The 13,494-nt window shown below is 60.1% G+C and carries 12 protein-coding genes; 2 read left to right on the top strand and 10 right to left on the bottom strand.

Translation table 11 applies throughout. The features are described 5' to 3' along the window. Nucleotides 1-5: 5 nt before the first annotated feature. The 9 genes from QUE75_RS19040 to QUE75_RS19000 form a co-directional block, all read right to left on the bottom strand. On the bottom strand, nucleotides 6-275 hold the full coding sequence (locus tag QUE75_RS19040; RefSeq protein ID WP_058090815.1) for a K+/H+ antiporter subunit F: 270 nt from the start codon (nucleotides 273-275) through the stop codon (nucleotides 6-8). Continuing rightward, nucleotides 268-762: a Na+/H+ antiporter subunit E gene (locus QUE75_RS19035; protein ID WP_286252544.1), complete on the bottom strand. Its 495-nt coding sequence runs from the start codon at nucleotides 760-762 to the stop codon at nucleotides 268-270. The genes QUE75_RS19040 and QUE75_RS19035 overlap by 8 nt, the downstream gene beginning before the upstream one ends. After that, complete coding sequence (locus QUE75_RS19030) at nucleotides 759-2,288, bottom strand: monovalent cation/H+ antiporter subunit D (RefSeq protein ID WP_058090813.1); 1,530 nt, start codon at nucleotides 2,286-2,288, stop codon at nucleotides 759-761. Before QUE75_RS19030 ends, QUE75_RS19035 begins: the two co-directional genes overlap by 4 nt. Further along, the gene (locus tag QUE75_RS19025) at nucleotides 2,285-2,623 is read right to left on the bottom strand and encodes a Na+/H+ antiporter subunit C (RefSeq protein WP_058090812.1); all 339 of its coding nucleotides are present in this window, start codon (nucleotides 2,621-2,623) and stop codon (nucleotides 2,285-2,287) included. Before QUE75_RS19025 ends, QUE75_RS19030 begins: the two co-directional genes overlap by 4 nt. Beyond that, the gene (locus QUE75_RS19020) at nucleotides 2,623-5,430 is read right to left on the bottom strand and encodes a monovalent cation/H+ antiporter subunit A (RefSeq protein WP_286252539.1); all 2,808 of its coding nucleotides are present in this window, start codon (nucleotides 5,428-5,430) and stop codon (nucleotides 2,623-2,625) included. Before QUE75_RS19020 ends, QUE75_RS19025 begins: the two co-directional genes overlap by 1 nt. A 123-nt stretch (nucleotides 5,431-5,553) precedes the next feature. After that, the gene (locus tag QUE75_RS19015; RefSeq protein WP_396631718.1) at nucleotides 5,554-6,837 is read right to left on the bottom strand and encodes an MATE family efflux transporter; all 1,284 of its coding nucleotides are present in this window, start codon (nucleotides 6,835-6,837) and stop codon (nucleotides 5,554-5,556) included. Nucleotides 6,838-7,156: 319 nt separating this feature from the next. After that, a complete protein-coding gene (gene tpx / locus QUE75_RS19010; protein WP_138436066.1) occupies nucleotides 7,157-7,654 on the bottom strand; it encodes a thiol peroxidase in 498 nt (165 codons plus the stop codon). A gap of 289 nt (nucleotides 7,655-7,943) precedes the next feature. After that, nucleotides 7,944-9,164 carry a multidrug effflux MFS transporter gene (locus QUE75_RS19005; protein WP_286252532.1) on the bottom strand — a complete coding sequence of 407 codons (1,221 nt, stop codon included), beginning with the start codon at nucleotides 9,162-9,164 and terminating at the stop codon, nucleotides 7,944-7,946. Nucleotides 9,165-9,392: 228 nt separating this feature from the next. After that, on the bottom strand, nucleotides 9,393-10,304 hold the full coding sequence (locus QUE75_RS19000) for a LysR family transcriptional regulator (RefSeq protein ID WP_286252530.1): 912 nt from the start codon (nucleotides 10,302-10,304) through the stop codon (nucleotides 9,393-9,395). Nucleotides 10,305-10,443: 139 nt separating this feature from the next. On the opposite strand from QUE75_RS19000, the gene QUE75_RS18995 reads away from it, so the two are divergent. Further along, on the top strand, nucleotides 10,444-11,121 hold the full coding sequence (locus QUE75_RS18995) for a haloacid dehalogenase type II (protein WP_286252529.1): 678 nt from the start codon (nucleotides 10,444-10,446) through the stop codon (nucleotides 11,119-11,121). 136 nt (nucleotides 11,122-11,257) lie between these two features. On the opposite strand, the gene QUE75_RS18990 is transcribed toward QUE75_RS18995, so the two are convergent. Continuing rightward, entirely contained in the window at nucleotides 11,258-12,409 is a 1,152-nt protein-coding gene (locus QUE75_RS18990; protein WP_286252528.1) for an alpha/beta fold hydrolase, read from the bottom strand. Nucleotides 12,410-12,589: 180 nt separating this feature from the next. Here QUE75_RS18990 and QUE75_RS18985 point away from each other — a divergent pair, with 180 nt between their 5' ends. After that, entirely contained in the window at nucleotides 12,590-13,489 is a 900-nt protein-coding gene (locus QUE75_RS18985; protein ID WP_286252526.1) for an acyltransferase, read from the top strand. Nucleotides 13,490-13,494 lie beyond the last annotated feature (5 nt).

Raw genomic sequence — 13,494 nt, 5'->3', positions numbered from 1 at the left:
CGCAGTCATTCGATCACATCCCCCCGCAACAGATACTTGGTCATCGCCACCGTTCCGACAAACCCCATCAGGGCAATCAGCATGGCAGCTTCAAACAGGATGCCCAGCGACAGCCGGATATCAAACAGCACAATCAACGCAATACTGTTGATCATCAGGGTGTCCAGCGCCAGGATCCGGTCAACGATGTCGGGCCCGATGGCCAGCCGGTAAAGGTTCAGCAGGATGGCAATCGCAAACACAGTGATCGCCAGGTTAACCGCCCATTCAATCATCGAAAATCTCCTGTAACGGTTTCTCGTAGTGCTCACGGATGTCCTGAATCAGCGCAGCCTCATCCTCGAGATGCAGACAGTGGATCAACAGGCACCGGCCCTCGCGATCGTAGTGGGCGCTCACCGTGCCCGGGGTCAGCGAAATGGTGCTGGCCAGAATGGTCACGGCAAAATCGTCGGTCAGGGTCAGAGGGTAAGTGAAGAACCCTGGTTCCAGCTGCCGGGAATAGAACACGATGCGCCGGGCGACAATCAGGTTGGATTTCAGAATATCCATCAATAACCGGCCAAGGTAGCGCAGCAACTTACCCGGATGCTTGACCTTTGAACGCTCCGGCCAGAACGGCTGGGTGACCCGGGAAATCACCACCGCCAGCACCGCACCCAGCAACAGGTGAGCAAAGCTGAACTCATTCATCAACAGCCATAACAGCAGCAGAAAGCCGGCGAACAGGGGGTGTGGCACCCAGCGCTGTAACCAGTTCATGGGGTGAGTCCTCCCGTTATCGTGGCGGGCTCACCGAGCACCGCCTCAACATAGGCGGACGGATGATAGAGCTGGCCTGCGGTTGCCGTCATATACTCCATCACCGGCGCGGCAAACAGGGCCAGGGCGCCACTGATACCAATAAGCACTGACACCGTGGCCACGCGCGCCGGGTCCAGCTTGCGGCGCTGGCGGCCGCTGAACGGCTCCGGTTTCCAGAACCAGCCGGAGCCGGCTCGGCTGAGTGCGGCAATCATGAATAACCCGGCAATCAGGGTAATGCCCCAGAGCCACAGGTAGTGCGGGTGCGTGATGGCGTTCTGCAGCAGCCAGGCTTTACTAACAAACCCTGAGAACGGCGGCAGCCCCGCCATACTGACTGCCGCTACCAGGAACAGCGTGCCCAGGGTCCAGCGATGGGTCAGAGGCGCGGTTACCGAGAGCAAGTCGTAGCCGTCGGCCCGCTGCCGGCCGATGAGGTCAGCCAGCAGGAAAAATACCGCGGCCAGGCAGGTGCTGTGCAGCAGATAGAACAGGCTGGCGGCCAGCACGGTGGCTTCGGCCATGGCAAAACTGGCCATCAGCAAGCCGCTGGACATAATCACCAGGTACGCCGCCATGGTACGCAGGCTGGCGGCCCCCAACACGCCAATGGCACCAAGGCCCAGGGTGGCCAGCGCCAGTGGCCAGAGCCACAGGAACACCCCGGCATTGAGGGGCTGCGTCGGGTCGAGCCCGAACACAACCAGAAGCACCCGCACCATGGCGTAAAAGCCCACCTTGGTCATGATGGCAAACAGCGCCGCCACCGGAGCGCTGGAGGCCGAATAGGCCCTGGGTAGCCAGAACAGCAGTGGCAGGATTGCGGCCTTGATACCGAACACCACCATCAGCAGCAGGGCGGCACCTTTGAGCAGGGTCTGGTCATCGGGGCTGGCGGCGGCAATCCGCACCGCCAGGTCGGCCATGTTCAGGGTGCCGGTCAGGCCGTAAAGAATGCCAAGGGCCAGCAGGAACAGGGCAGAGCCGAGCAGGTTGATGATCACATAGTGCAAGCCCGCCCGGCTTCTGGCCCGGCCGCCGCCGTGAAGCAACAGGGCGTAGGAAGCCAGCAGCAGGATCTCGAAGAACACGAACAGGTTGAACAAATCACCGGTCAGGAAGGCGCCGTTAATGCCCATCAGCTGGAACTGGAACAGGGCATGAAAGTGGGAACCCTCCCGGTCGCTGCCCCGGCTGGCATAGAGCACGCAGAACAGGGCCAGTAAGGCGGCCAGTAGCAGCATCATTGCACTCAGCCGGTCCAGCACCAGCACAATGCCGAACGGCGGCTGCCAGTTGCCCAGCCAGTAGGTGTGGTAATCGGTTTGCGCCGCAATAACCGCCCACACGCCCAGCGCCACCAGCAAACTGGTGGACAGAATACTCCACACCCGTTGCCGGCCGATACTGGCCCGGTGGTTTACCAGCAACCAGGCGGCGGCCAGCATGGGGATGACGACCGGCAGAATCATCAGGTGGGTCATGGCCGGTCCTCGTTCGGGTTTTCACCGTCTACGTGATCGTTTCGCAACTCCACTGCGGCTTTCAGCGACAGCACTACCACAAAGGCGGTCATGGCGAAGCTGATCACAATGGCGGTCAACACCAGCGCCTGGGGCAGCGGGTCTGCGCTGGTTTCAGTGAGCCCGACGATGGCCGGGGCGCCGGTTGTCAGCCGGCCCATGCTGAACAGGAACAAGTTGACTGCGTGCGACAACAAGGTCAGGCCCAGCACCACGGAAAACGTGCGCGCACGCAGAATAAGAAACACCCCACAAGTGGTAAGCACGCCCAGAGCCACTGCGATCAGCAATTCCATCAGCCTACCTCCTTGCCGGGGCCGGCTATGGTCATCAGTTTGCCCAGGTTTGCCAGAATCAACAGGGTTGCCCCGACCACAGTGGTGTAAACGCCCAGATCAAACAGCAGCGCACTGGCCAATTCGAACTCGCCGATCAATGGCCAGTGCAGATGAGCAAAGGTGGTGGTCAGGAACGGATACCCGAACACCCAACTGGCAACCCCGGTGAACATGGCGATCAGCAGCCCCGCACCAATGAGCGAGCGGAAGTGCGTACGCATGCGCGCCTGGGCCCAGACCAGGCCACCGGCCATGTATTGCAGGGTCAGCGCGACGGCCGTGACCAATCCCGCAATGAAACCGCCCCCAGGCATGTTGTGGCCGCGCAGGAAAATATACGCCGACACCAGCAGGGCAATGGGCAAAGCCATGTGCGCCACCATCTGCAGGATGACCGGATGGGGCTCTGCTACCCAATGGGAGTGGCCGGATTCCGCCACCCGTTTTTTCAGATTCAGGTTGCGGGTAAAGGCGAACACCGCCACGGCGGCAATGCCCAGTACCGTGATCTCACCGAGGGTATCGAAGCCCCGGAAATCCACCAGGATCACATTCACCACGTTGGTGCCGCCGCCTCCGGGCACACTGTTGGCCAGGAAAAAGTCGGAAATGGAGTTTACCGGTCGGGTCAGCACGGCAAAGGTGAATGCAGCCACACCGCCGCCGGCGGCCAGGGCCACGAACAGATCACGGGCAATTCTGGGAAAGCGGGATTCCTTGGGTGAGCTCTGGGGTAAGAACGACAGGGCCAGCATCATGATCACCACCGCCATCACTTCAACTGACAGTTGCGTCAGGGCGAGGTCCGGCGCGGAGAACCAGGCAAAGGTGAGAGTGACAAACAGGCCGGTGACCGACAACAGCAACAGGGCCGGCAAGCGGTGGCGGTGGAACAGTGTCACGCCAATGGCCGACAGACACAGGATGCTGATGCCAAACACCACTAGCGGATCGAGACTGCTCAATGGCACCGGCCCGCGCCACCGCTCCAGCCCGAGCAGGCTCCAGGCCACAAGGGCGACGGTGGTTAACAGGATCAGTGCCAGGTATCGTTGGAGCGAGCCGTTCTCCAGGCGATAAACCAGCGTTTGGGAGAAGCGGATGGTGCGCTGCATGGCAGTTTCAAAAATGTCCTTGGCGTCCACTTCCGGCAGTCGTGCATGGATGGCAAAAAGAGGCTTGCGGGCGCTGTAAACCGCCAGCCCGCCCAGCATGGCGGCCAGACTCATCATGGCTGGGGCGTGGGCGTCCGACAGGGCACTGAAATCATACGCTGGTAGATGAGACACGGTGGTCTGCAGCACCGCCAGATGCACCAGGTGGTCGTAGATCCACTGGGGAGCCAAGCCAACCAGCAACGATAACGTCGCCAGAATGGCCAGCGGCAACAATGCGGCGGCCGGCTTACGCTTTGGCGGCCACACCGGCAGATCCCGTGGCTGGCCATTGAAGAAAACGTTGTGGAAGATGCGCACCGAATAGGCCACCGAGAACAGACCGGCCACGGTGACCCAGGCCGGGATCACCACATCCGCCCAATGGGGTGCAGTCACCAGCAGGCTTTCGGAGAACAGCATCTTCTTGCTCAGGTAGCCGCTCATCAGCGGCAGCCCCGCCATGGCGGCCGCCGGCACCAGGGTGACGATCATCAGAGCAGGCATCCAGCGCCACAGGCCATTGATCAGCTGCATATCCCGGCTGCCCGTGGCCTGATCCACATAGCCTGCCATCATGAACAGCGGGGCCTTGAACAGGGCATGGCAGACCAGATGGAACAGGGCCGCCGCCATGGCCATTTCACTGCCCATGCCAATCAGCAGGGTGATCAGGCCCAGATGAGAAATGGTGGAATAGGCCAGCAGGCCCTTGATGTCGTGCATGAACATGGCCACAAAGGCGCCCACCATCAGGGTCACCATGCCGGTGACGGTGATCAGGGCAAACCAGAGCTCGGTATCGCCCAGGGCCGGGTGCAAACGCGCCATCAGGAACAGCCCGGCCTTGACCATAGTGGCTGAATGCAGATACGCGGAGACCGGCGTGGGGGCGGCCATGGCGTGGGGCAACCACAGGTGGAAAGGCGCCTGGGCGGATTTGGTGAATGCGCCCAGTAGCACCAGGCTCAGCATCAGCGGGTACAGGCTGTGATGCTTGAGGGCCTCGCCCTGAGAGAGGATGTCGGACAACTGGAAGCTGCCGGCCATGTTGCCCAGCAACAGAATGCCGGCCAGCAGGGCCAGGCCGCCACCCCCGGTAATCACCAGTGACATCCGGGCACCCCGGCGGGCGCCCCGGCTGGACCAGTTAAAGCCGATCAGCAGGAACGACACCAGGCTGGTCAGTTCCCAGAACACCAGCATGAACAGCAGGTTTTCAGACAGCACAATGCCGAGCATGGCGGTCATGAACAGCTGGATCAGGATAAAGAAGCGCGGCGCGTTGGCTTTGCCGTCAAAGTAATAGCGGGCGTACAGAATGATCAGGCAGCCAATGCCGGTGATCAGAGTGGCAAACAGCCAGCTCAGGCCGTCCAGCCGGAACGACAGGTCCAACCCCAGTTGAGGAATCCACTGTACAGTGGTGATCAGCGCGTTCTGGTCTGAAGCCTGCGGCCAATGGCTTGCCAGCAAAAGGACGCCGGTAAAAGGTGCAACGGCAGCCAGAAGTGCATGAGCACGGATGCTGGTGCCGTCAGAGCGGCGGCTCAGTAACCAGGAAGCAAACGCTCCCAGCACCGGCAGCAAAATGATGAGTCCTGGTACCATAGCGAGGCCGGTAGCCCGGAAGGAATATTTGGGTTAATTGTTCATCCGCCCGCAGCGATCAGGCTCGGGCGTGATAGCTAAAACAGATTACCGAAGACTAGCACATTAATTCATTGTTAACCGTCAAGTGGCCGGGTACTTTTGTCGCAAACGGGTCATTCCTTGGCGGTACAGACTGTATGCCAACAGTCCGGCTGCCAGGTTGCCGATCAGGGCCCCGGTCATCAATCCGGTGAGCCCGGACACCTGAGCGCCCAGCCAAAGCATTGGCAGGTAACAGGCGAATAGCCGCAGGGTTGAGATCAGCAGTGCCCGCATGGGTAATCCCAGGGCATTGTTGATCGAGACCATCAGCATACAGACCCCCAGGCCGCTATAACTCAGGGGCACCCGCAGCAGGTAGCTCAGCAGGATGTCCTGGACATCACCATCACGGCTGAACAGGGTGGCGACCAGCCCGGAGGCCACCAGCCACACCAGCCCCAGCAACAGTTGCCAGACCACCACAAAGCGCACGGCAATGCGCACCAGTTTGCGGATGTTGTCCAGCTCGCCGGCTCCCAGCATGCGCCCGATCATTGGCGGCATGGACATGGTCAGTGCCAATACGACCACGATGGAGAAAAACTCGAGCCGGGTACCCAGCCCCCAGGCGGCGACGGCGGCGGAGCCAAAACCGGCCACCAGCGAGGTGGCCAGCATGGCGGAAAGGGGCGGCATCAGCTGGCTGACCATGGCCGGTGCCATGATGCCGCCGAGTTGTCGGATTGCTTTCGCCAGTTGCAGTTGCAGCAGGTCAAAGCGCAGCCATTGGCGCTTTACCAATGCCGGGAAAACCACCAGGGCACCGATCCCGAAGGCGGTGATGGTGGCCCAGGCGGCCCCGGGCAGGCCCCAGCCGAAGACAAAGATATACAGTGGGTCCAGGGCGATGTTGAGCAGGCTGGTGGCGATCATCATGTAGCCGGGTAACTTGGTGTCGCCGTTGGCACGGCAGACGGCGTAGCCGAAGTAGAGCAAGGCGCCAAGCCAGGCAGACATAAGCCACGGCACCCAGTATTCCCGAATGGCGGGCCGGAGTTGGTCTTCGGCGCCGAGGAAGTTGAGTATCCCGGTTTGTAATAGCCAGACTGAAAGGCACAGAATGAGCGCGAGGCTGGCGCCGATGGTGACAACGAGGCCGCCAAGGCGTTGGGCGCGGAGGTTGTCGCCCTGGCCCAGGGTTCTGGAGATGATGGCGGTGGTGGCGATGCCGAGGCCCACGTACATGCCGCTGACCAGTTGTTGCATGGGTACGGTGAAGCCCAGGGCGGCGAGGGGGTCGCGGCCAAGCTGGCCGACGAAGGCGCTGTCGGTGAGCTGGAAGGTCATCAGGGAGAGCACGCCGAACAGCATGGGCCAGGTCATGTGGTAGAGCTGGCGGGCCAGGCTTGGGCTTTTCGGTTGGTTCTGCACTTGGGGGTCGGTGCCTTGGGTTCTGAGGGCTTGGCGTGGATTCTAACAGGTCTCGCTCAGGAGTAGGCAGACAGGCGGGATTGAGTTTCTGAAACACGCTGTGAATACGTCCATGTACGCTCTGCTCCGCCATCCATGGCTCCGCAAGGTTTCAGAAACTCAATCCCGCCCATCTGCCCATACACCGGTGCTGTGCCGGAGCAGCCCAAACTCTGAAGCGGTAGTCGAGAGTCTGGGCGTAAGTTATGCAGTGGGCCCCTGATGGAGAGGCTTACAGTACCTTCAAGGCCGCTTCGTAATCCGGCTCGTTTTTGATTTCGTTGACCAGTTCGCTGTGCAGCACTTTGTTGTTCTCGTCGAGGACCACAACCGCACGGGCGCACAGGCCGGCCAGGGGGCCGTCCTGGATGGCGACGCCGTAGTCTTGTTGGAAGCTGTAGTTGCGGAAGGTGGAGAGGGTTTCAACGTTGTTCAGGCCTTCGGCTCCGCAGAAGCGGGCGGCGGCGAAGGGGAGGTCGGCGGAGACGACGAGGACGACGGTGTTGTCGAGGCTGCCGGCTTTTTCGTTGAATTTGCGGGTGCTGGCGGCGCATACGCCGGTGTCGATGCTGGGGATGATGTTGAGGATTTTGCGTTTGCCGGGCCAGCTGTCGAGTTTTACTTCTTCGAGGCCGCTGTTGGTCAGGGTGAATGGGGCAGCGTTTTCGCCGGGCTGGGGGAATTTGCCGCTGACGTCGATGGGGTTGCCGTCCAGGGTGACGTTGCTCATGGTGTGCTCCTTGTCTTGTGGTTTTGGATCTCTGCAATCTACTCTGTGTAGCTTACTTTGGATGAGTTTTCATCCCTTTTCCCCTAATCCGTGCATAGCTTTACCCTTGGTGCAGGTCCGGGTAGGGGGCTTGTTTCCAAAACACGCTGTGAATACATCCGTGTACGCTCTGCTCCGCCATCCATGGCTCCGCAAGGTTTTGGAAACAAGCCCCCTACCCGAACCTTCTGGCCTTCTGCTGGATTTCAATAGGTTGAAACTGCGGGATTAATTTGTCCAGAACGCTTTTTCAGTTCGAACCAGCACCTTGGGCCTCAAAGCCCGGTGCCGGGTATCGCTGCACTAGAAACAGGTAACCGATCAGTCCCAGTCCCGCACAAACGGCAATAATCGTGGCCATGACCAGTGGGGTGCCGTCGTGGAGGATGCCTACCAGGGCTCCGGCGGCGGCCGCTGCGGCCATTTGGACGAAGCCGAGGAGAGCGGAGGCGGAGCCGGCCATGGTGGGGTGGTTGGCTAACGCGCCGGCCATGGTTTGGGGCAGGACCATGCCGGTGCCGGCCATGAACAGGGCTTGCGGTAGCACCACGGCCCAGGGGCTGTAGATGTTGTGGTAGGCAAGCAATGCCATGGTGGCGCCGGCGGTGAGGGTGGTGGCCAGGCCGTAGAGCAGGATCTGGTCTGGGAGGTAGCGCCCGGCGAGGCGGATGGAGGCCATGTTGCCGAGCAGGTAGCCGCCGGCGGTGATGGCAGTGTACAGGCCGAAGTGCTCGGGGGCGACGCCCAGGACGTCGATCAGTACGAAGGCGGAGCCAGACAGGAAGGCGAACAGGCCGCCGTAGATGGCGGCGCTGGTAAAGGTGTAGCCGATGAAGGTCATGTCGGTGCTGATTCGGCGGTAGTTGCTCATGAGCTGGCAGAATCTGAACGGTTGCCGGTGTTCCGGGCGCAGGGGTTCGGGGATGCCGAAGGCGATGACGGCAACCATGATCAAGGCGTAGCCCGCCATGACGATGAAGATCCAGTGCCAGTCCATGGTGGCTACGATGAAACCACCGAGTGTCGGCGCCACCGCCGGTGCCAAAGCCATCATGCCGGCAAGCAGGGCGAGAATTTTTGCCGCTTCCCGGGGCGTATAAACGTCCCGCACCACGGCCCTGCCGAGGACTGGTCCTGCGGAGCCTCCCAGAGCCTGGAGGAAGCGAAATAGTTGTAAGGTTTCGATATTGCTGGCCAGGGCGCAACCAATACTGGCGAGTGCAAACAGCAGCATGCCCCCGATCATGACAGGCTTTCGGCCAAAACGATCGGCCAACGGCCCACAAACTAGCTGGGCAAGGGCAAAACCAATCAGATAGATGCTTAGAGTGAACTGAACCTGATCGGTACCGGCGTTAAAGTCGGCCCCAATCTGCGGCAGCGCAGGCAGGTACATATCAATGGCCATCGGCCCGAGGGCGACCGCGGCGGCGAGTAAAATGGTGGTCCAGATGCTGGTGAGTGCGAGCACGGTTATTCCTGACCCCGGAGTTGGGTGAGAGTGGGGTAGTGCCTCCCAAAACACGCTCCTTGCGGCACATCCATGTGACGCTTGGGCTCCGCCATCCCTGGCTCCGCACAGTTTTGGGAGGCACTACCCCACTCTCACCAGCGAACATATGGAGGGGGAGTCTAGGACGGCCGGCCCAGAAAAATAACGGCTTAACCTTTCATGCAATACATGAACAATATTGATTGATTAATCGTGCAAGCCGTTCATGGTGGCCGCCACCGAGTTCACCTGATTGCGAACCCAGCGGTGGGCGGGGTCTGTCTGGTGGCGTCGGTGCCAGAGCATGAGCAGAGTGAAGGGGTTGTATTCAAAGGGTAAAGGCACGTAGGCGAAGTCCCGCATCAGTTGATTGCTCATTCGTTCGGGTGCGGAGGCCAAAAGGTCAGTGCCGCGCAGAAACTCCGGCAGGCCGGAGAAGTTGGAGACCGTCACCATGCTGCGCCGTTTCAGACCTCTTGCTTCCATAGTGCTATCCAGCCCGGGCTTTTCGCCGGTGGCGAACAGCACGGTGATATGGTCGGCGTTCATGTAATCCTTCAGGTCAGCCGGCGCGTCACGTTGGTTCTGGTCGTAAAACACCACCATCCGGTCCGCCATCAAGCCCCGCTGCATGATGTCCGTCGTCTCCGGCGCAAACGGGCTGATCACCAGATCGCAGGCCTCTTTGCGCAGAAGATCGGCATTGGGAATGCCGGAGGGAATCACCTGCAGGTGAATACCCGGCGCCTGGTCCCGGAGCGTCTTCACCAACCCTGGTAACAACAAATCCCGCTGATAGTCGTTGGCCGCAATGGTAAAAGTAAACTCCGCCGTGGCGGGCTCAAACGGTGGTCCGGAGGGCAGTGTGCGTAAGTCGTCCAGTAGCTGACGGATGTGCGGCCCGGTGCGCAAGGCGTAGTCCGTGGGCACAATGCCCCGCCCGGATTTCACAAACAGGGGATCGCCGAAGGCCTGGCGCAAACGCTCCAGAGTATGGCTTACCGCCGATTGGGTCACCCCCAACCGAACGGCCGCACGCGACACCCCGCCCTCGTCCAATACGGCAACGAAGGTGGCAAGGGATCTCAGGTCCAGGTTCAACATATCAACGGGCTTCATGGTTGGCAGTTTAGGCGAGCGCAAGGGCCAAGTCATCAGGAAGCCGGGCCTGGTTGATCGGTTTTGCCACTAAAGTCCGGTTGGTCTAAATTGAGTAATCGTTCAATATTGAGGCACACTCCCCGGAACAGGAGCAAACATGAAAACCACTCTGGCGTTTGATGTTTACGGAACCTTAGTAGACCCGATGGGCATGTCCCGGCTGCTTGAGCAGGATGCGGGCGAGCAGGCATCAGCGGTTGCCGGGCTCTGGCGAGAGAAACAGCTGGAGTTTTCGTTCCGGAAGGGCCTGATGCGAGTCTACGAAGATTTTGGCGTATGCACCCGCCAGGCCCTGCGCTATGCCATGGCAGTTCATCAGCTGGAGCTGACCAGGGCGCGGGAAGACCAACTCATGGCTGCCTACCTGTCCCTCCCGGCGTTTGAGGATTCCTTACCTGCTCTGCAGGCACTGAAAGGCCAATACCCCCTGTTCGCGTTCTCCAACGGCAGCTACCCGGCCCTGGAAAAGGTGCTCGGCCACAACAACCTGCTGGAGCAGTTCGATGGCCTGGTGTCGGTGGACGACATCAAAAGCTTCAAGCCAGACCCCGCCGTCTACACCTACGCCCGCCGCGCGACCGGCGCCTGGGACAGCCCCCTGTGCCTGGTGTCCAGCAACGCCTGGGACGTGATCGGTGCCAGAGCGGCCGGGTTGTCAGCGATTTGGGTAAAGCGGGATGAAAACCGGGTTTTCGAAGACTGGGACATAGAGCCAACGGCGGTAATACAAAGTCTTTCTCAACTTCCCGAGAGTCTCAAGGCTCTCAGTACCTGAAAGCAGCTTTCAATAGGCATATCAAACAGTCAGCGAAGGCAGGGGTTGGGGAGGGGGTGCCAAAACCATCAGGAAAACCACGTTTTCCGTTTTGGCACCCCCTCCCCAATGCCTGCCGACATACTCCGATAAAAAGTCAGTCAGACCGAGCCGCCAGCCACTCCGCCAGCTCCAGCCAAGAGGCCTTGGGCGCCTTGCTCCCCGCAAGAATCCCCATATGCCCGCCCGGCGCCACCCGAAAGGTTTTGTCAGTAGAGCTGACATGATCCATCACCCGCTTCGCCGCCCCCGGCGTGGCCAGAGTGTCTTCCTGGCCGGCAATCGCCAGTAAGTTGGCATTCACATTCTCCAGCCGCGCAAAATCCTCGCCGATCTGGATTTGCCCCTTGGCCAGCTGATTATCAATCCACACCCGCACCACCGTGTCCTGAATCACCCCACCCGGGTAAGCCACCATCCGGTCCAGAAACGCCGACGTGGTGGCGTGATTGGTGACAAACTCCCGGTCACCCAGGCGAACAATCAGCTCCCAGTAGCCCATCACACTGCCAATCGGATTGGTCAGCTTGAAACCGATGGTATTGGCCCAGCCCGGGGTGTGAAACCAGTGTGGCTTCATACTGTGCAACTGAAACCCGGTGCGTTTGCGCACCACCCCGGCAACATCCGCAATGCGCTGGTACATCCAGCCGATGGCACCGGAGGCATGGCTGTCGATCGGCAGGCCCAGCACGATGGCGTTGCGAATGTGCTGGTCCTTGCTCAGGGCAGAGTAAAACAGCGTGAACATGCCGCCCATACTCCAGCCATGCAGCGACAACTCCTGTTCGCCGCTGTGCTCCCGCACCCGGTTGAGATAGGCCGGCAGCAACTCCGCCACATAGGTGTGCATGTTGTAGTGGGTGTGCTCCCGCTTGGGAGTGCCCCAGTCGATCAAATAAACTTCAAACCCCTTCGCCCGAAGGAATCGCACCAGGCTGCGCTGAGGGAACAGATCGTAGATCAGCATGTTCACCGCCAGGGGCGGGATGATCACAATGGGTGTGCGATGGGTGGTGCGCTCCACCGGAATCACCAGATCGTCCAGCTCGATGAAATCCTCTTTCAGTGGCGGGTAATAGCGCAGGCTGACCAAGCCGTCAGAAAACAGGGTTTCAAATGGGGTCTGGCCCGCCTGCACCAGGCTGGCGGCGCGAAACACCCGGTCAAAGGCGTTGCCGGCATAAAGGGTGCCTTGGCGAGCCAGGTCAGAGGTCAGGTTGAGGGCAGTTTTTACGGGGTTAAGCATGTGTGTTTCCGTTGGTACATCAATCACTGGTCCGGACAGGATAGGCGGGCGGTTGCTCGGGTACCATGGCAAAACCGTCACATCTGGCCGGCACAATGGTCACTTCAGGCCACTGCCCAATCCTGTATCTCATTGTTATGATATCGGCCCTTTGGTCAAACAATGAAAACAGGTTTCTCAATGCTCAGTTTCTTGCCCGCCCCCGTTGTCGGAATACTCAACTCCATCTTGCTGGGCCTCAACACCCTGTTCTGGTGCCTGCTGCTCTATATTCCGGCGGTGCTGAAACTGATCATCCCCCACAAGGGGTTCCGGGTGCTGTGCACCAAAGCCATCATCTGGATCTCGGAGTCCTGGGTGGCTTGCAATACGGGCTGGATGAAACTGACCCACAGCACCCGCTGGCAGGTGACCGGTGCAGACAACCTGAAACGGGAAAGCTGGTACCTGGTGCTTAGCAACCACCAGAGCTGGGTGGATATCTTTGCCATGCAGCGGGTATTCAACCGTCGGGCGCCGTTTCTCAAATTTTTCCTGAAACAGCAGCTGATCTGGGTGCCAGTGATTGGTCTGGCCTGGTGGGGACTGGATTTCCCGTTTATGAAACGCTACACCCGGGAATACCTGATCAAGCACCCGGAAAAACGCGGTGAAGACCTGAAAGCCACCCGCAAGGCCTGCGAAAAATTCCGCTACACCCCGGTGAGTGTGATGAACTTTGTCGAAGGCACCCGCTTTACCAAAGCCAAACACGACAAGCAGAAATCCCCCTACCAGAACCTGTTGCTGCCGAAAGCCGGTGGCGTGGCGTTTGTACTGGATGCCATGGGCGATTCCATCGACACCCTGGTGGACGTGACCATTGCCTACCCCAACGGTGCACCCACTTTCTGGGATTTCATGTGTGGCCGTGTGCCGGAGGTCCAGCTGGATATCAGCACCCAGCTGATTCCGGAGCACTTGAAAGGTCGAGACTATTCCAGCGATGCCGAACATCGTCGGAATGTGAAGGAATGGTTGGGAGAGTTGTGGCAAGGCAAGGATCAGCGCCTGAGTCAGGCGCTGGCGCAGAGCAAGTGAACGAA

This window comes from Marinobacter shengliensis (genome assembly GCF_030297115.1).
Taxonomy (GTDB): Bacteria; Pseudomonadota; Gammaproteobacteria; order Pseudomonadales; family Oleiphilaceae; genus Marinobacter; species Marinobacter shengliensis.
The sequence above is the reverse complement of the archived record's forward strand: the minus strand, read 5'-3'. Positions and strand labels throughout refer to the sequence as shown.

Bases quoted from the DNA above. Each gene is read 5' to 3' on its own strand.
- QUE75_RS19030 (WP_058090813.1), bottom strand. From the start codon at position 2,288: ATGACCCACCTGATGATTCTGCCGGTCGTCATCCCCATGCTGGCCGCC.
- QUE75_RS19020 (WP_286252539.1), bottom strand. From the start codon at position 5,430: ATGGTACCAGGACTCATCATTTTGCTGCCGGTGCTGGGAGCGTTTGCT.
- QUE75_RS19000 (WP_286252530.1), bottom strand. From the start codon at position 10,304: ATGAAGCCCGTTGATATGTTGAACCTGGACCTGAGATCCCTTGCCACC.
- QUE75_RS18985 (WP_286252526.1), top strand. From the start codon at position 12,590: ATGCTCAGTTTCTTGCCCGCCCCCGTTGTCGGAATACTCAACTCCATC.
- QUE75_RS19015 (WP_396631718.1), bottom strand. From the start codon at position 6,837: ATGACCTGGCCCATGCTGTTCGGCGTGCTCTCCCTGATGACCTTCCAG.
- tpx (WP_138436066.1), bottom strand. From the start codon at position 7,654: ATGAGCAACGTCACCCTGGACGGCAACCCCATCGACGTCAGCGGCAAA.
- QUE75_RS19035 (WP_286252544.1), bottom strand. From the start codon at position 762: ATGAACTGGTTACAGCGCTGGGTGCCACACCCCCTGTTCGCCGGCTTT.
- QUE75_RS18995 (WP_286252529.1), top strand. From the start codon at position 10,444: ATGAAAACCACTCTGGCGTTTGATGTTTACGGAACCTTAGTAGACCCG.
- QUE75_RS19025 (WP_058090812.1), bottom strand. From the start codon at position 2,623: ATGGAATTGCTGATCGCAGTGGCTCTGGGCGTGCTTACCACTTGTGGG.
- QUE75_RS18990 (WP_286252528.1), bottom strand. From the start codon at position 12,409: ATGCTTAACCCCGTAAAAACTGCCCTCAACCTGACCTCTGACCTGGCT.
- QUE75_RS19040 (WP_058090815.1), bottom strand. From the start codon at position 275: ATGATTGAATGGGCGGTTAACCTGGCGATCACTGTGTTTGCGATTGCC.